Genomic DNA, 15,660 nt, shown 5'->3' with positions numbered 1-15,660 from the left:
GTCTCGGGGGTCAGGCCACACAAGAGCCACGACCTTTTCGGACGACTGCGATTGCTGCCCTGCCGTGCGAGACGTTTTCGATACGTGAGACCCCGAGGGGCCTCGGGCCAAGTGAGCCGTGGGAGTGTGCTCCCCCACCGGAGGATCCCGGGACTTAGCGTCCGTGCGTCACGGGTAGAGAGAGCTAGCACGCTGGGCGCACGTGGGCCAACTCGGGGCGGGGCGTCCCTGGTTCGGTGGGACAAAGCGGCTCGATACGCGCCCTAGTCCCCGGTTCGGGCGGCCTTCATGGCGTAGGTCATCTCGCAGGGCAGGGCATGAAATCCGCCCTCCACGGCCAGGAGGGGCTGGCAGTCGGAGCCCGCCAGGGGCTGGAAGCCGTAGCGCAGGGTGCCCTGGAAGCCCTCCACTGGGGGCGCGGCGCTCGAGAGCTGCCCGCTCCCAGTGTCGGTGCGGGCCATCGAGCAGCCGGGTTGACCCTTGGCCGGCTCGATCACGGGGACCACGACGTGGGAGTCGAAGCCGAACGAGACCCCGTCGGCCGCCAGATCCCCGGCGATGGCCTCGGCGCCGTTCAGCCAGTACAGGTCGTGCCCGTCCTGGGACAGCTTCACCTGGAACTCCCAGAGATCCGAGGAGCCGAGGGCCCCGGGCCCGCAGCTGCTGGAATCGAGGCTGGCGACCACCGAGTAGGTGCCCAGGGCCTCTCCCGGCACCTTCGGATCCTTGTTGCCGGAGCAGCCGGCCAAGCACACACACAGCCCGAGCAGGGTACGACGCATGACCCGGCGCTAGCGGGATAGCCGCATTTCGGGCAACTATCTGGCAGCGATGCACGCCTTCGATCGCCTGCTCTGGCGGCGCTGCCTGGGGCTCTCGCTCCTGCTCTCGCTGCTGGTGGCTGGCGTCTCCGCGGCGACGGACGAGCCCGGCAGCACGCTCGGAATGCGGCTGTCACGCCTGGCGGCGTTTCTGCCCGCGGTGGCGGTGATCGCGCAGCAGATTGTCCTCGCCCAGTGCCGGGCGCGCGGGGAGCTCGCCGCGCTCGCCGCGCTCGGCGCGTCGCCGCTGTCTCAGGTGCGGGGCGCGATCGTCGCCGGGCTCTCCCTGGGAGCGCTGGCCGTCGCCGCGGTGCTCTCGCCCCTGAGCGACGTGAGCGCGCTCTTTCCCGTCGTCGGCGGAGCGTCGAGCTTCACGCCGACCGACGGGGGGCTCTGGGATCCGCGGAGCGGTGTGATCTACGCGCCCGACGGCGGCGTGAGCTTCGGCGCGGCGGCGGAGCCGAGGAGCCTCGCCCCGCCGACTCGCGACGTCGCCGTCGGCTTCGTGGCGCCGCTCGCCTTGGTCGCGCCGGTGTGGGGCGCGGCTCCGCTCGGCCTCGGCGCTCGCGGCGGCGGCGCTTTCCTCGCGTTCGCGCTCTCCGTCCTGCTCCTGCACGGAGTAGCCGCGGCGCGCGCGCCCGCGCTCTGCCTCGGGCTCGGAGCGCTGCCGCTCGCGCTTCAGGCGCTCATCGCCTTTCGCTCGCGGAGACCCGGGTGAGCGTCACGGCCTCGTGGCAGGCCGCCGGCGGGAGCTTCGCTCTGCTCGTCCACGGCGGCGCGGGCGACGTCCCCGAAGCGCGCGTCGAGCGGCACGTGGAAGGCTGCCGCCTCGCAGCCGCGGCGGGCCGCGCGGTCCTCGCCGCTGGGGGCAGCGCGCTCGACGCCGCCGAAGCCGCGGTGCTCGTCCTGGAAGACGACCCGGTCTTCAACGCGGGGACCGGCGCGTGCTTGACCTCGGACGGCACGCTGGAGCTCGACGCCTGCGTGATGGAAGGCACCGAGCTCCGCGCCGGCGCGGTGTGCGCGCTGCCGCCGTTCAAGAACCCGATCGCCATCGCTCGGGCGGTGCTGAGCGAGGGTGGGCACGTGCTCTACGCGGCGGAAGGGGCGCGCGCGTTCGCGCTCCGCGCCGGGTTCGCGCCCGCGGCGCCCGAGAGCATGATCACGGAGCTCGCTCGCGCGAAGCTCGCGGAGGCCGTCGCTTCCGGCAAGGTCAGCGGCTGGGCCGGGGGCACGGTCGGCGCGGTCGCACGCGACGTGCACGGCCACGTCGCGGCGGCGACCAGCACCGGCGGCATGGTCGGCAAGCGGCCGGGTAGGGTGGGGGACAGCCCGCTGGTCGGCGCCGGCACCTACGCCGACGACCTGGGCGGCGCGGCCAGCGCCACCGGCCACGGCGAAGGGATCATCCGTGTCGCGTTGTGCGGGGCCGCCGTGGCCGCGCTCGGCGAGGGGCGTGAGCCCGAGGGCGTCGCCGTCGCGCGCATCGCGGCCATGCACGAGCGCGTCGGCGCGACCGGCGGCCTGATTCTGGTCACTCGGGACGGCAAGCTCGGCTGGGCGCGTTCCACGCGCACCATGAGCTGGGCGGCCGCGTGGGACGGCAGCGAGGGTCAGGCGGGTGCCTGAGAGCGGCGGCTCAGCCGGCCGCGGGCTCTGCCGGCGGGGCTACCTTGGCGCGCTTGCGCTCCAGGGCTTGCTCCAGGCCGATGCGGAGGCGCTTGCGGCGGGTGAGGCGCTTCTTCTTGAGCGGCGTGCTCAGCCACTCGTGGCGCTTGCGCACGTTCCAAATTGCACGGTTGGCCATGTCAGGAGGGCGGGCTATTAGCGAACCTTGGGCGCCAAGGCAAGCGACGTCGTAAAATACCCGGTGATTCCGTGACCCAATACCTGAGCGGCTCGCTGGCCTTCCCGATGACCGGGGGCGTGGTGATCTCCCCGCGCGGCTTCAGCTACCTGCTCGGCCACCTGATCGGGGACGGCTCCTTCGGGGCGGTGTTCGACTGCGTCGGGCCCTTCGACCAGCAGTTCGCGCTGAAGGTGTTCCAGCCGGCGAACCGCCCGTACCTGGAGGTCCGCGAGGAGTGGATGCGGGAGGCTGAGCGCCTGTACCGGCTGCGCCACCCGAACATCGTCTACGTGTTCGACTTCTTCGAGGCCGGCGGCCTGTTCTACCTGGTGCTCGAGAAGTGCGACCACGCCCTCGAGGACATGATCGGCACGCCTTTCACCGATCGCCTGGTGGTCGAGGTCATGCGCCAGCTCCTGTTCGCGGTGCAGTACCTGGCCGACAACGAGCTCGTGCACAACGACCTGCACGCCGGCAACATCCTGATGGTCCAGGGTGAGAAGCTGATCTGCAAGGTCAGCGATCTGGGCATCGCGCAGGAGATGTACGGCCAGCACGCGGTCCGGCCCAAGGTCGTTCACCACCGCATCATGGCTCCTGAGGTGCTGGCCAGCGGCTACACGACCAAGCAGAGCGATCTCTACCAGCTCGGCATGCTGATGTACGCGATGCACACCGGGGAATACCCGATCGATTTCTCGGCGGGCTACGAGGACGTGATGCGGCAGATCCAAGTGGGAACGCCCCGCGCCCGCGCCGAGGCGCTGGGCACCCCCATCGGGCAGATCGCCAGCGTGATGCTGCGTCGCCACGAGCAGTACCGCTACACCTCGCCGGGGCAGGTCTGGGAAGATCTGCGCCGCCTCGACGTGTGGAGCGACGAGCGCGGACCGCGCAGCCAGCCGGACGTGGCCGTCGATTCGAAGCCCGGTGACTGAGCCGCGGCTTGCGCACGCCGGGGTTCGATGAGAAAAAGCCAGGCGTGGGTCGAGGGGTGCTCTTGCTGCTCGCCGTGCTCGTCACCGCCTGCGGCGGTGACGACGAAGGCGGCTCGCCTGCCGAGACCGGCCCGCACCGCATCGTGGTGCTCGGCTCCTCGACGGCGGCCGGCATCGGCCCCAGCGATCCGGCGAACACCTGGGTGAGCCGCTACCGGCAACACCTCGTGAGCGAGTGTGCTCACTGCGAGCTCGAGAACCTCGCGGTGGGCGGCTACACCACCTACCAGATCCAACCGGATGACTACGCGCCGCCGCCCAATCGGCCCGGGCCTGCGGCGGAGCACAACATCACCCACGCGCTCGGCCTCGAGCCCAGGTCGATCGTGATCAACCTGCCGAGCAACGATCAGTTCTTCGGCTTCACCACGGCCGAGCAGCTCGAGAACTACGAGCGCGTGGCGGCGCTGGCCGCCGAGCGGAAGGTCGCGCTCTGGGTGACGACCTCGCAGCCGCGAAACTTCGCGCAGCAAAGCCAGCTCGACGCGCTCTTCGAGGCGCGGGACGCGATCGCCGCGCGCTTCGGCGACAGGAGCATCGACTTCTGGACGGATCTGGCGGCGCCGGACGGCAGCATCCTCCCTGAGCTCGACTCCGGGGACGGCATCCACCTGAACGACGCGGCGCACGCCATCCTCGCCGACCGCGTGATCGCGGAAGACATCCCGAGAAAGTGAGAGAAGACATGCAACGACTCATCGACGGATTCACTCGGCTCATCGCCAAGAACCAAACGGCATCGCGCGGTCGCGCCGTCGGCGTGGCGCTCGGCGCTGCTCCGCCGTGCGTGCAGGCGCTGGCGAAGGCGCTCGCCAGTCACGACTACAACATCGACCTGGGGGAGCTGAGCATGTACGCGGTCGGAGCGGAGGGCGTCGTCCCGAGCCTCGGGTCCACCATCGAGATGTCTTGCGAGCATGGCGGCATCGATCTGGAGGAGGTGCGTGCCCGGGGCGGTCCCGGAGGCAGCGCGTTCGATCCGGAGCAAACCCTCCAGCTCGGCGCCGACGGCGGCGGCATGAGCTACTTCGGGGTGACCTGGGCCGGTGACCAGCTCGCGATGCTGGTCGTCGAGTTCGACGATCCGACCGAGGACAACCTGCTCCGCTTCTTCACGACGCCCGCGGAATTCTTCGCCTTCGTCGATCATCTGAACCGCCGGGAGACCGAGCCGCTGCCCGCGCTCGACGCGCTCAAGGCTGCCGCCGGGGTCGCGCCGCCAGCGCCTGCGCCGGTCGCCGCGGCGGCGTCCGGGCTCGCGCCGCTGACCGGCAGCGCGCCCGCGCACCCGTTCGCGCGGGCGATGGAGCACTTCGGCGTGACGCGGATGGTATTCCAGGCTGGTCCGACGCCGGCGGGGCGCTACCTCTTGGCGCGCCGCTTCACGGCGGGGGCGCCGCCGACGCCCGCCAGCATCGTCGTCGTCGGCGCGGCCGGGGCGGAGCACACGCTGGAGTGGGCGGTGCCGCGGGACGTGTTCGGCGTGTGCGCGGTCCCTGGAAAGGAGCGCGCGCTCTTGTGCACCGGATCGCCCGGTGCGCTGGTCGAGCTCGACCTGGTGAGCGGAGCCGAGCGAGAGCTCCTTCCGGCGGTGCGCTGGACCTGCGGGTTCCTGGATCCTGACCACCTCGCGGTGCTCGGCGACGGCGAGCTGCGGGTCTACCGCTACGCGGACGGCCCGCTGGGCGCGCCGACAGCGGCGCTGCCGGCCGATTGCTTCAACATGTTCGCGGGCCACGGGCGCGTCTTCCACCGCACGCGCGATGCCGAGGCGAGCCTGCGCGTGCTCGCCTGGAACGGCCGCGAGCTCGCGGAGGAGGGGATCTTCCCCGTCGACTCCGGGATGTTCACGCTCCACGCCGCCGCCGAGCAAGACGGGCAGAGGCTCGTCGGGTTCGTGGACACGGCGGGCAAGCCCAGCTGGTTCGTCTACCGCTGAGCTCCGAGCCTCAGCCTTCGGCCACCACGCGGTTGCGCCCGCCGTGCTTGGCGGCGTAGAGGCGCCGGTCGGCGATGGCGACCAGGGCGGTGGTCGAGGGCTCCGGGCAGTCGCTCAGCGTGGCGCAGCCCACGCTCATGGTCACCGGGAAGGTCTTGCCGTCGAACTCGACGGGGGTCGCGGCCACGGTGCTGCGCAGGCGCTCGCCCACGCGGCGAGAGCCCTCGAGGTCGATGCCGCGCAGGATCACCGCGAACTCCTCGCCGCCGTAGCGGGCGAAGACGTCCTCGGTGCGGAGGCCCTTCTGCACCCGCTGCGAGACGTAGATGAGCGCGGCGTCGCCCGCGGGGTGGCCGTAGTTGTCGTTGATCTTCTTGAAGTGGTCGAGGTCGAACATCACCAGCGATACCACGGTGTTGTGGCGTCGCGCGTAGGCCACCTCGACCTTGAGGCGCTCCTCGAAGTGCTCGCGGTTGTAGGTGCCGGTCAAGGCATCCCGCACCGACGCCTCGTAGAGCTTGTTGAGCATGCGCTCCTGGCTCGCGTCGGTGTAGGTGTAGCGGAACATCACCGTCGGCCCGAGCTGGAACACGTCGCCGTCCGTGAGCACGTGGCGGTCGACCTTCTCCCCGCGCACGAAGGTGCCGTTGGCGCTGCCCTGGTCCTCCAGCACGTAGCGGTCGCCTTGGCGCACGATGCGGGCGTGCTTGCGGCTCACGCCGTCGTCGGTCAAGACGATGGTCGACTGGGTGTGGCGTCCGAGCGTCCACTCCTCGGAATCGAGGGCGAAGACCTGGCCCACGTTGGCGCTGTCCATGCGCACGATGATGTGCCGGTCGGGCCTGGCGGGTAGCGACGACCGCTTGAGGTCGCCCAGGTGCACCACCGCTGTGCGCTCGTCTTCCTCCGGTTCGTCGAAGGAGTCGATCTCTTCGTCGTGCTGCGCCAAGTCGAGCAATCATGCCCGTATCTCCTCGCGCCGTCGAGGCTTTGCCGGGGGCCCGGCGGCCGGTTCAACGGCCGAGCAGCGAGGCGTACAGCGAGGCGGTTTTTTTCGCGACCTCCGCCCAGCTGAACTCCGCGAGCGCACGCGCCCGTCCGGCCTCGCCCATGGCGCGAGCACGCTCCGGGCTCTCGACCAGCGTGTTGACCGCTGCGGCGAGGTCCCGGGCAAAAGCCTCCGGATCGGCTGGGCCCGCCGAGGCGCCTTCCGCCGCCGCGAACTGCACGAGAAACCCGGTCCGTCCGTCCTCGACGATCTCCGGGATGCCCCCGACCGCCGAGGCCACCACGGGGACTCCGCAGGCCATGGCCTCGACGTTCACGATGCCGAAGGGCTCGTAGACGCTCGGGCAGACGAACGCCCGGGCGTGGGCCAGGATCTGGATCACTTCGGAACGGGCGATCATCTGTTCGATCCAGATTACTGGCTCGTTCCGCTCCTCGAGCTCGCCCACCAGGCGGCGAACCTCCAGGGCGATCTCCGGCGTGTCCGGCTCGCCGGCGCACAAGACCAGCGTGGTGCCCGGGCTGAAGTGGCGCGCCGCCGAGAGCAGGTGCACCACGCCTTTCTGCCGCGTGATGCGGCCGACGAACACCACGTAGGGGCGCGTCGGGTCGATGCCGTAGCGTCGAAGCGCGTCGGTCTCGCGAGTAGGGAAGTACTCGTCGGGGTCGATGCCGTTGTGGATCACGTGCACGCGCTCGGGCGACACGCTCGGGTAGGTCGAGAGGATGTCCGCGCGCATGCCCCGTGAGACCGCGATCACCGCGTCGGCGGCCTCGATCGCCGTCTGCTCGATGAAGCAGGAGAGGCGGTAGCCTCCGCCGAGCTGCTCTTCCTTCCACGGGCGCAGGGGTTCCAGGCTGTGGGAGGTCATCACGTGGGGCACGCGGTGCATGAGCTTGGCCAGGTGACCGGCGAAGTTCGCGTACCAGGTATGGGTGTGCACCAGATCCACTGCGTCGAGGTCGGTGGCTATGGCCAGATCCGTGCTCAGCGTGCGCAGCGCTGCTCGATACGGCTCTCCGCCGGCCAAGGCCTCCCACGCCGCGTAGGCCCGCACGCTCGGCTCCGAGCGCGGCGCGCCGAAGCAGTGCACCGAGACCGAGACCAGCTTCGCGAGCTCCCGCGCCAAGTACTCCACGTGGACGCCGGCGCCGCCGTATACGTCCGGCGGATACTCGCGAGTGATCAGCGCGGCGCGGAGCGCGGGCGAGCTCATCGTCACTTCGGGGCCGGCACCTCGTCGCCCTTGCCCAGGACGACGATGCCGTTGTCGCTGAAGGTGTAGCCGCGGGCCTTGTCCTCTTCCAGGTCCACACCGATGCGGGCCCCGGCGGGCACGCTGACGTTCTTGTCCAGGATGGCCCGCCGCACGATGGCACCGGCGCCGATCCGAACGCCCTGCATCAGCACGCTGTCGGTCACCTCCGAGCCCGGCTCGACGCGCACGCCGGGGGAGAGGATGCTGCGGCGCACGACGCCGCCGGCCACGATGGTGCCGGCGCTGACGATGCTGTCGATGGCCATGCCCCGGCGCCCTTCCTGGTCGAACACGAACTTCGCCGGTGGCAGCGAGCCGTACCAGGTGTGGATGGGCCAGTCCTCGTTGTAGAGGTTGAAGACCGGGTGGACGCTGATCAGGTCGCGGTGGGCGTCGTAGTAGCTGTCCAGCGTCCCGACGTCGCGCCAGTAGCCGCGATCGCGCTCCGTCGAGCCGGGCACCTTGTTGGTGGCGAAATCGTAGACCGCCGCCTCGCCGCGCTCGACGAGCATCGTGATGATGTCGCCGCCCATGTCGTGGTGGCTCTCGGCGTTTTTGGCGTCCTCGACCACCGCGTTCTCCAGCGTGCGCCGCGAGAACACGTAGTTGCCCATGGAGGCGAAGACCTGGTCCGGGGCGTCGGGCAGGCCCTCCGCGTCTTCGGGCTTCTCGCGGAAGCGCTTGATGCGCCCGCTGTCGTCGGGCTCGATCACGCCGAAGCGGTTGCACTCGGCCCGCGGCACGCGGATGCCGGCCACGGTCACGCCGGCGCCGGACTTGACGTGCGCCTCGACCAGCTGTGAGGCGTCCATGCGGTAGATGTGATCGGCGCCGAACACGCAGATGTACTCGGGGTTCTCGTCGCCGAGCAGGTTCAGGTTCTGGTAGATGGCGTCCGCCGAGCCCTCGAACCAGCGCTTGGCGATGCGCATCTGCGCCGGCACGCTCATCACGAAGTTGCCGAACAGGGGCGACATGCGCCAGGTCTGGGCGATGTGCCGGTCCAGGCTGTGGCTCTTGTACTGGGTGAGCACCGCGATGCGCAGGTAGCCGGCGTTGACCAGGTTCGAGAGCGCGAAGTCCACCAGCCGGTAGGTGGCGCCGAAGGGCACGGCGGGCTTGGCGCGATCGCGGGTGAGGGGCCAGAGCCGACGGCCTTCACCGCCTGCGAGCACGACGCCGAGAACGTGGGGACGCTTGCGCATGCGACTCGGCGGCATTTTCGCCTCGGGTCCGGCCCGGGGCCAAGTGCTCCGGAGGCGCACGGATTGCGTCTCGGAGCGATACGGCGCTTGAGTCCAGCCAAAACCCCGGATACTCCGCCGAACCGCATGCGAGACCGGCTGGTCAGCGTCCTGGGCATCCTGGTGATGATGGCCCTGGCCTACGCCCTCTGCCCCAAGGACCGGCGCCGGGCGGTCAGCCTGCGCACCGTGGGCTGGGGCCTCGCGCTCCTGATCGGGTTCGCGGTCCTGGTCTTGCGCACGCCGGTGAGCCGAGGCTTCGCCTGGGCCAACGACGCGGTCGAGGGGCTGCTCGGCTTCAGCCGCAAGGGCGCCGAGTTCGTGTTCGGCAGCCTGGTCTCGGATCCGAAGAGCTTCGGCTTCATCTTCGCCTTTCAGGTGCTGCCGACCATCCTGTTCTTCTCGTCGCTGATGGCGCTGCTCTACCACCTGCGCGTCATGCCGTTCGTGATCCGCAAGACCGCGCACCTGCTCGCGCGCTTCCTGGGCACGAGCGGCGCCGAGACGTTCTCGACGGTGGCCGACGTGTTCGTCGGGCAGACCGAGGCCCCCTTGGTGATCCGCCCCTACATCGCGCGGCTCACGCAGAGCGAGCTCATGGCGTGCATGACCGCGGGCTTCGCCACCACGGCGGGGGGCGTGCTCGCGGCCTACGTCGCCATGCTGAGCGCGTTCGTGCCGGGTATCGCCGGGCACCTGATCGCGTGCAGCGTGATGAGCGCCCCGGCCTCGCTGGTGATCGCCAAGCTGATGCTGCCCGAGACCGAGACCCCCGAGACGCTGGATCACGCACCCAAGGAGCTGCCGAGCGAGAGCGTGAACGTGCTCGACGCCATCGCGGCCGGCGCCAGCGACGGCATCAAGCTGGCGGTGAACGTAGCCGGCATGCTGATCGTGTTCCTGGCGTTCACTGCCCTGGTCAACGCCGCCCTCGGCTGGTTCGGCACCCACGCCCTGGGCCGCGCGCTCTCCCTGGAGCAGCTCCTGGGCTGGCTGTTCTCGCCGCTGGCCTGGGTGATGGGCGTGCCGAGCGCGGACGTGACCAAGGTCGGCAGCCTGCTCGGGCAGAAGACCGTGCTGAACGAGTTCGTGGCCTACACGAACATGTCCACCGCGCTGAACGACGATCCAGCCTGGCTGAGCGAGCGCGGGAAGCTCATCGCCTCCTACGCCCTGTGCGGCTTCGCGAACTTCGGCAGCATCGGCATCCAGATCGGCGGCTACAGCGGCCTCGCCCCCGAGCGCCGCCACGATCTCTCGCGCCTGGCCTTCCGGGCGATGCTCGGCGGGCTGCTCACGACCTGCCTTGTCGCGTGCGTGGCGGGCGTGCTGCTCTAGTTCTCGGGGTGGTGGTCGGGGTGGAGGGATTTGAACCCACAACAGCCGGCACCCAAAGCCGGCCCTCTACCAGGTTGAGGTACACCCCGTAAGGGAGCGGGACCATAGCACAACAGAAGCGCTAGACTCGCCCACGATGAGCGAGCGCAGCGCGAGCCGAACCGCCCTGATGGTGGCTGCCTACCGGGCCCGCGCGAGCGAGCGGCCGGACGCGCTGATCTCGGACCCGTGGGCGCGCGCGCTGGCGGGCGCGGAAGGCGAGGAGATCGCCGCGGGCGTGGACCGCTTCCTCCACGACCGCGAGCTCTGGGTCGCGCTGCGCACCGCATGGCTCGATGACCAGGTGCGGCGCTTCACCGGCCCGACGCACGGCTACACGCAGGTGGTGGTGCTTGGCGCGGGGCTCGACACGCGTGCGGCGCGCCTGGCGGCGCCGGGCGTGCGCTTCTTCGAGGTGGATCACCCCGCCAGCCAGCGCGAGAAGCTCGAGCGCCTCGGCAAGCTCCCGGGCTACCCGGTGGAGGCCGCGACCTACGTCGAGTGTGACTTCGAGCACCACGACTTCCTCGAACGCCTCGGGGCCGCCGGCTTCGACCCCACTCGCCCCTCCGTCGTCACTTGGGAGGGCGTCACCATGTACCTGAACGAGAACGCCATCCGGCACACGCTCTCGCGCGTCGCGTTCGGATGCGAGCCCCACACGGTGCTCCTCTTCGATCACCTGATGAAGAAGATCGTGGACGCGAGCCGTCGCCACGAGCGCGAGGAGGTCACGCGGGCCTACCTGGTCGATCTCGGCGAGCGCTTCGTGTTCGGCACCAACGATCCGTTGCCGATGCTCTACGAAGAGGGCTTTCGCTACGTGCTGAGTCTGTCGTTCGACGAGCTGTGCCTGAACCTGACCGGTAGCTACGACCGCGCGCGGGAGTTCCGCTTCCAGCGCTTGGTGCTCACTTCGCGCAAGCCGCCGCTCTAACCACCGAGCTCCTTGCGCACGAGCTGCGTGCCCAGGACCAGGCTCCTGAGCTTCTCCCGGGCGCAGGTGCGCGGCAGCTGCTTCATGCCGCAATCGGTGGTGATGGTCAGCCGCTCCGCCGGCACGAACGCGAGCACCGCGCGGATGCGTTCGGCCACCTGCTCCGGGGCCTCGATCTCGAGGGTGCGCACGTCGATCACGCCGATGGCGACGGACTTGTCCTTGGGCAGGTCCTTCAGGATGGCCGCGTCGGCCATCTCGCGACAGGCGAAGTCGAGCACGTATTCGTCCACGTTCACGTCGTAGTAGTGGGGCAAGATGGCGCCGTAGCCCTGCGCGGTCAGGCCCTGCATGCGGTTGCCCCAGGCGTTGCCCAGGCAGAAGTGCCAGGACTTCCTCACGCTGACGCCCTCGAGCGTGCGGTTCACGATGCGCTTCACCCAGGCGTAGTCCGCTTCGCCGCTCAAGGTCGGGATCCAGGCGCCCAGATCCTCGAGCTGCACGTGCTGGCAGCCGGCGTCCACCAGCTCGCGGATCTCGGAGACGAAGACGTCGGCCAGCGCCTCGGAGAGCTGGTAGCGGTCGCGCACGGGGCCGGAGCGGAAGTGCGCGAGGGTCGAGAGCTGCACGGGGCCGGCGCCCACGCAAGCCTTGATCGGGCGGCGGGAGTGCTTCTGGGCCAGGGAATACAGCGCTGCCAGGCGGATCGGGCCGCGCGTGATGGGGCCGACCACCTCCACGCCGCCGGCTTCGTCGAGCGCCCACTCGTCGCGGCCTCGGGCCTTCGTGCGCGCCGGGTGCGGCACCTTCGCCGTGCCGAAGCCTCCGGTGCGCTCGAGCCAGTACCAGAGAAACGACCCGATCCCCATCTCGTAGTCGTCGAACCACATCTGGCCGTCGGTCAAGAGGTCGAGACCGGCGTAGTCCTGATCGCCGATCACGGCGCGCACGGCGTCCTCGAACGCCTCCTTGTGCCGAGCGTCCTTGAAGGCGTCGAACACGTCGCGGCCGGAGAGCTGCTGATGGAACCACCCGGGGCGCGGGTAGGAGCCGACCATGGTCGTTGGCAGGAGCGGGAGCGTCATGACTTGTTCCGTTGGAAGAACCAGGCCGTCTCGAACACGCTGGGTGAGAAGCTGTGGGTCTGATCTTTGTACTCGACGCTGAGGCGTCGCTTGAGCACGAAGTCGAAGAGCAGCGGATTGTGCGCGTAGATCTCGTTCAGGCCGGCGCGGTCTTCGGCGGCGATGAAGCCGTTCTTCTCGAGCATCCGCGTGCTGATCAGCGGGTCGATGCAGGGCAAGGGGTAGTCCGAGCCGTTGAGCAGTCGCTTGTGCAGGCTCGTGGCCGTCAAGAGCTCTCGGAGCGGGGTCGAGAGCCGGTGGAACTGCGTCAGCGCCGAGATGTCGGCGAAGAGCAGCTTCTCGTAGCGCTTGTCGCTGAACAGCCGCATGAAGGCGTCGAAGGACTGCATCTTCGAGCGCTCCGGGGCGTCGAGGTCCTCCACGACCCCCAGGCTCGCCGCGTGGGCGACCACCACGCGCACGCCGTGCTCGAGCGGGCGGCGCAAGCGCAGCGGGTTGCCGAGCTCCTGCGCGTCCGGCGAGTGCACGGCCATCTCGTGACCCGCGTGGGTGATGAGCGGCAGGTCCAGGGCCTTCAGCCGGTCGTAGAAAGCGTCACAGCGCGAGCTCGCCGGATCCATGCCCATGGCGTTGGGCAGCCACTTGATGGCCACCGCGCCGGCCTGCGCCGCGCGGTTCAGCCGCTCCAGGGCGTCGTGTCGATAGGGGTGGATCGACGCGCACGGCAGGATCTCCGGGTGCTGCTTGGCGAGTGAGAAGACGTAATCATCGGGAACGTAGAGCTCGCTCCGCGACGGGCGCTCCGCTCCGGCGTCGTCCACGAAGTAGTCGAAGGCGTAGGTGATCAGCTTGCCCTCGGGGTTCGCGAGGCGGTGCAGCGCGATCAGGCGATCCACGTACTGCTGGTCGGCCCGCGCGAGATCGGTGATGCCCGCGGCGTGCCGGTAGACGTCGAACTTGAAGTGCCGCCAGGGGGACAGCACCTGGCGCATTGCCGGGTTCACCCAGCAGCCGGTGCCGCCGGTGCCGAGGCCGGTGACGTGCACGTGGGCGTCCCACATGCGCGCGCGGTCGAGCCCCTCGAAGGCCTCGTCGGCCAGCGCGCGCGCTCGGCCGCGCAACTGCCGAGGAGCGCCGGGCGCGAGCGCGGCGGGCAGGCCCATGCGCGCGCCGATGGTCGCGCCCAGGCCGAAGCAGGCTCCGAGCGCGAGTAGGCCACGGCGGGACAGCGCCATCGAGGAAAGGATGGTACTCGCGATCAGTCCGGGATGGGCTCCAGATCCACGTCCAGACGCACCGCCTCGCGGTCCGCCACCACCAGCCGATCCCAGGGGAAGAAGCCGTCCTTCTGCACCGTGATGCGGTGCTCCCCGACGGGTAGGCGGACGCCGTGGGCGGCGACGTACCCCAAGGGGCCGACGTACTCCTCGTCGATGAACACCGAGGCGTCGCCCGGGGAGCGGGCGGAGAGCTTCACGCTCATGCTGACCGCCGCGCGGCCGACGCCGCTCTGGCAGGCCAGGGACAAGAGAGCGGCGAGCAGCACCGCACGCGCCTGCATCACTCCCACTCGATGGTCGACGGCGGCTTGCTGCTGATGTCGTAGGCGACGCGGTTGATGCCGCGCACCTCGTTGGTGATGCGTGCGCTGATGGTCGCGAGCACCTCGTGCGGCAGCCGGGCCCAGTCCGCGGTCATGCCGTCGCTCGACTGCACCGCGCGCACGACGCAGGTCTCCTCGTAGGTGCGGTCGTCGCCCATCACGCCCACGCTCTTGACCGGGAGCAGCACGGCGAACGCCTGCCAGAGCGACTCGTAGAGGTTCGCCGCGCGGATCTCCTCGTCCACGATGGCGTCGGCTCGTCGCAAGACGTCCAGGCGCTCCTCGGTGAGCTCACCCAGGCAGCGAACCGCGAGGCCCGGGCCGGGGAAGGGGTGGCGCCAGAGCACGTCGTGCGGCATGCCCATGGCCTCGCCGGCCCGCCGCACCTCGTCCTTGAACAGCTCGCGCAGCGGCTCGATGAGCTTGAGCTTCATGCGCTCGGGCAAGCCACCCACGTTGTGGTGGCTCTTGATGACGGCGCTCGGCCCGCGCACGCTGACGCTCTCGATCACGTCCGGGTAGAGCGTGCCCTGCACCAGCCACTTGGCGTTCTCGACGTGGGCAGCGTGCTCGTCGAACACCTCGATGAACTCTCGGCCGATGATCTTGCGTTTGGTCTCGGGATCGGTCACTCCGGCGAGCGCGGTCATGAAGCGCTGGCGCGCGTCGGCCACCACCAGGTTCAGGTGGAAGCTCTGGCGCATGGTGTGCTCCACGCTGTCGCGCTCGTGGGCGCGCAAGAGGCCGTTGTCCACGAAGATGCACACCAGCCGATCGCCCAACGCCTTGTGGCAGAGCACCGCCGCCACCGACGAGTCCACGCCGCCGGAGAGCCCGCAGATGACGCGCTCGTTCGGCCCCACCTTGGCCGCGACGGCTGCCACGGCCTCCTCGACGAAGGAGCCCGGCGTCCAGGTCGGCTCGAGCCCGGCGACGTCGAACAGGAACGCGCGCAAGATCTCCGAGCCCCGCGGAGTGTGCGCGACCTCCGGGTGGAACTGGATGCCGTACAGATGGCGCGCCGGATCGCCGATGGCCGCCAGCGGCGCGTTCGGGCTCTCGCCGAGCGCGCGGAACCCGGGGGGCAGCGCCGTCAGCCGGTCGCCGTGGCTCATCCAGACGCCCAGCTCCTCGCCGGGCTTGAACGGTGAGAGCAGGCCCACGGGCTCTCTCACCGTGAGCTTCGCCGGCCCGTACTCGCGGTGGCTGCTCGCCTCGACCTTGCCGCCGAGTTGCTGCCCCATCAGCTGCTCGCCGTAGCAGATGCCCAACACCGGAACGCCGAGCTCGAACACGCCCGGATCGCTCTTCGGCGCTTCGTCCCCGTACACGCTCTGCGGCCCGCCGGACAGGATGATGGCTCTCGGCTCGAGGGCGCGGATCGCCGCCAGCGAGAGCGTGCCCGGGTGGATTTCGCAGTAGACACTCGACTCGCGGATCCTACGGGCGATGAGCTGCGTGTACTGCGACCCGTAGTCGAGGATGAGCACGGCCTGACGGCTCGACATGGGCAGAGCGTCTACAACACCACGACCGAGGC

Annotated in this window: 16 protein-coding genes and 1 tRNA gene; 7 read left to right on the top strand and 10 right to left on the bottom strand. The window is 70.0% G+C overall.

Annotated features, from left to right (window positions below):
- Positions 1-263 precede the first annotated feature (263 nt).
- Positions 264-782 (bottom strand): hypothetical protein, encoded by a 519-nt coding sequence (locus HS104_12200; protein MBE7480730.1) that lies wholly within the window; start codon positions 780-782, stop codon positions 264-266.
- A 49-nt stretch (positions 783-831) separates the two neighbouring features.
- On the opposite strand from HS104_12200, the gene HS104_12195 reads away from it, so the two are divergent.
- Both HS104_12195 and HS104_12190 read left to right on the top strand, forming a co-directional pair.
- The gene (locus HS104_12195) at positions 832-1,539 is read left to right on the top strand and encodes a hypothetical protein (protein MBE7480729.1); all 708 of its coding nucleotides are present in this window, start codon (positions 832-834) and stop codon (positions 1,537-1,539) included.
- The gene (locus HS104_12190; protein MBE7480728.1) at positions 1,536-2,450 is read left to right on the top strand and encodes an isoaspartyl peptidase/L-asparaginase; all 915 of its coding nucleotides are present in this window, start codon (positions 1,536-1,538) and stop codon (positions 2,448-2,450) included. Before HS104_12195 ends, HS104_12190 begins: the two co-directional genes overlap by 4 nt.
- A gap of 10 nt (positions 2,451-2,460) precedes the next feature.
- Here the strand turns inward: HS104_12190 and HS104_12185 are convergent, their stop codons facing one another.
- Positions 2,461-2,628 (bottom strand): hypothetical protein, encoded by a 168-nt coding sequence (locus HS104_12185; protein ID MBE7480727.1) that lies wholly within the window; start codon positions 2,626-2,628, stop codon positions 2,461-2,463.
- Between the two features lie 107 nt (positions 2,629-2,735).
- Here HS104_12185 and HS104_12180 point away from each other — a divergent pair, with 107 nt between their 5' ends.
- From HS104_12180 to HS104_12170, 3 genes are read left to right on the top strand one after another with little or no spacing between them, the layout of a single operon-like run.
- Entirely contained in the window at positions 2,736-3,608 is an 873-nt protein-coding gene (locus HS104_12180; protein ID MBE7480726.1) for a serine/threonine protein kinase, read from the top strand.
- 44 nt (positions 3,609-3,652) lie between these two features.
- Complete coding sequence (locus tag HS104_12175; GenBank protein MBE7480725.1) at positions 3,653-4,345, top strand: SGNH/GDSL hydrolase family protein; 693 nt, start codon at positions 3,653-3,655, stop codon at positions 4,343-4,345.
- Positions 4,346-4,353: 8 nt separating this feature from the next.
- Positions 4,354-5,607: a hypothetical protein gene (locus tag HS104_12170; GenBank protein MBE7480724.1), complete on the top strand. Its 1,254-nt coding sequence runs from the start codon at positions 4,354-4,356 to the stop codon at positions 5,605-5,607.
- Between the two features lie 10 nt (positions 5,608-5,617).
- Here HS104_12170 and HS104_12165 read toward each other — a convergent pair whose 3' ends face one another.
- From HS104_12165 to glgC, 3 genes are read right to left on the bottom strand one after another with little or no spacing between them, the layout of a single operon-like run.
- On the bottom strand, positions 5,618-6,565 hold the full coding sequence (locus HS104_12165) for a diguanylate cyclase (protein ID MBE7480723.1): 948 nt from the start codon (positions 6,563-6,565) through the stop codon (positions 5,618-5,620).
- 55 nt (positions 6,566-6,620) lie between these two features.
- Positions 6,621-7,832 carry a glycogen synthase gene (glgA, locus tag HS104_12160; protein ID MBE7480722.1) on the bottom strand — a complete coding sequence of 404 codons (1,212 nt, stop codon included), beginning with the start codon at positions 7,830-7,832 and terminating at the stop codon, positions 6,621-6,623.
- Positions 7,833-7,834: 2 nt separating this feature from the next.
- Positions 7,835-9,079 (bottom strand): glucose-1-phosphate adenylyltransferase, encoded by a 1,245-nt coding sequence (glgC, locus tag HS104_12155; GenBank protein MBE7480721.1) that lies wholly within the window; start codon positions 9,077-9,079, stop codon positions 7,835-7,837.
- Between the two features lie 126 nt (positions 9,080-9,205).
- On the opposite strand from glgC, the gene HS104_12150 reads away from it, so the two are divergent.
- On the top strand, positions 9,206-10,456 hold the full coding sequence (locus HS104_12150; GenBank protein ID MBE7480720.1) for a NupC/NupG family nucleoside CNT transporter: 1,251 nt from the start codon (positions 9,206-9,208) through the stop codon (positions 10,454-10,456).
- A gap of 12 nt (positions 10,457-10,468) precedes the next feature.
- Here the strand turns inward: HS104_12150 and HS104_12145 are convergent.
- Positions 10,469-10,545 (bottom strand) — tRNA-Pro (locus HS104_12145).
- 47 nt (positions 10,546-10,592) lie between these two features.
- Here HS104_12145 and HS104_12140 point away from each other — a divergent pair.
- Complete coding sequence (locus HS104_12140; GenBank protein ID MBE7480719.1) at positions 10,593-11,432, top strand: class I SAM-dependent methyltransferase; 840 nt, start codon at positions 10,593-10,595, stop codon at positions 11,430-11,432.
- Here HS104_12140 and HS104_12135 read toward each other — a convergent pair.
- The 4 genes from HS104_12135 to guaA are packed head-to-tail and all read right to left on the bottom strand — an operon-like array spanning position 11,429 to position 15,628.
- Positions 11,429-12,517 (bottom strand): hypothetical protein, encoded by a 1,089-nt coding sequence (locus HS104_12135; GenBank protein MBE7480718.1) that lies wholly within the window; start codon positions 12,515-12,517, stop codon positions 11,429-11,431. The genes HS104_12140 and HS104_12135 overlap by 4 nt on opposite strands.
- Positions 12,514-13,752, bottom strand: a complete 1,239-nt coding sequence (locus HS104_12130; protein MBE7480717.1) for an amidohydrolase family protein — start codon at positions 13,750-13,752, stop codon at positions 12,514-12,516. The genes HS104_12135 and HS104_12130 overlap by 4 nt, the downstream gene beginning before the upstream one ends.
- A gap of 23 nt (positions 13,753-13,775) precedes the next feature.
- Positions 13,776-14,078 carry a PEGA domain-containing protein gene (locus HS104_12125; protein MBE7480716.1) on the bottom strand — a complete coding sequence of 101 codons (303 nt, stop codon included), beginning with the start codon at positions 14,076-14,078 and terminating at the stop codon, positions 13,776-13,778.
- Complete coding sequence (guaA, locus tag HS104_12120) at positions 14,078-15,628, bottom strand: glutamine-hydrolyzing GMP synthase (protein ID MBE7480715.1); 1,551 nt, start codon at positions 15,626-15,628, stop codon at positions 14,078-14,080. Before guaA ends, HS104_12125 begins: the two co-directional genes overlap by 1 nt.
- Positions 15,629-15,660 lie beyond the last annotated feature (32 nt).

This window comes from Polyangiaceae bacterium, from assembly GCA_015075635.1.
Lineage (GTDB): Bacteria > Myxococcota_A > Polyangia > Polyangiales > Polyangiaceae > JADJKB01.
This window is presented reverse-complemented; position numbering and strand designations above follow the sequence as displayed.

Coding starts and splice junctions, on each gene's coding strand:
- HS104_12150 (MBE7480720.1), top strand. CDS start 9,206: ATGCGAGACCGGCTGGTCAGCGTCCTGGGCATCCTGGTGATGATGGCC.
- HS104_12135 (MBE7480718.1), bottom strand. CDS start 12,517: ATGACGCTCCCGCTCCTGCCAACGACCATGGTCGGCTCCTACCCGCGC.
- glgA (MBE7480722.1), bottom strand. CDS start 7,832: ATGAGCTCGCCCGCGCTCCGCGCCGCGCTGATCACTCGCGAGTATCCG.
- glgC (MBE7480721.1), bottom strand. CDS start 9,079: ATGCGCAAGCGTCCCCACGTTCTCGGCGTCGTGCTCGCAGGCGGTGAA.
- HS104_12125 (MBE7480716.1), bottom strand. CDS start 14,078: ATGCAGGCGCGTGCGGTGCTGCTCGCCGCTCTCTTGTCCCTGGCCTGC.
- HS104_12140 (MBE7480719.1), top strand. CDS start 10,593: ATGAGCGAGCGCAGCGCGAGCCGAACCGCCCTGATGGTGGCTGCCTAC.
- HS104_12170 (MBE7480724.1), top strand. CDS start 4,354: ATGCAACGACTCATCGACGGATTCACTCGGCTCATCGCCAAGAACCAA.
- guaA (MBE7480715.1), bottom strand. CDS start 15,628: ATGTCGAGCCGTCAGGCCGTGCTCATCCTCGACTACGGGTCGCAGTAC.
- HS104_12185 (MBE7480727.1), bottom strand. CDS start 2,628: ATGGCCAACCGTGCAATTTGGAACGTGCGCAAGCGCCACGAGTGGCTG.
- HS104_12195 (MBE7480729.1), top strand. CDS start 832: ATGCACGCCTTCGATCGCCTGCTCTGGCGGCGCTGCCTGGGGCTCTCG.
- HS104_12180 (MBE7480726.1), top strand. CDS start 2,736: ATGACCGGGGGCGTGGTGATCTCCCCGCGCGGCTTCAGCTACCTGCTC.
- HS104_12200 (MBE7480730.1), bottom strand. CDS start 782: ATGCGTCGTACCCTGCTCGGGCTGTGTGTGTGCTTGGCCGGCTGCTCC.
- HS104_12130 (MBE7480717.1), bottom strand. CDS start 13,752: ATGGCGCTGTCCCGCCGTGGCCTACTCGCGCTCGGAGCCTGCTTCGGC.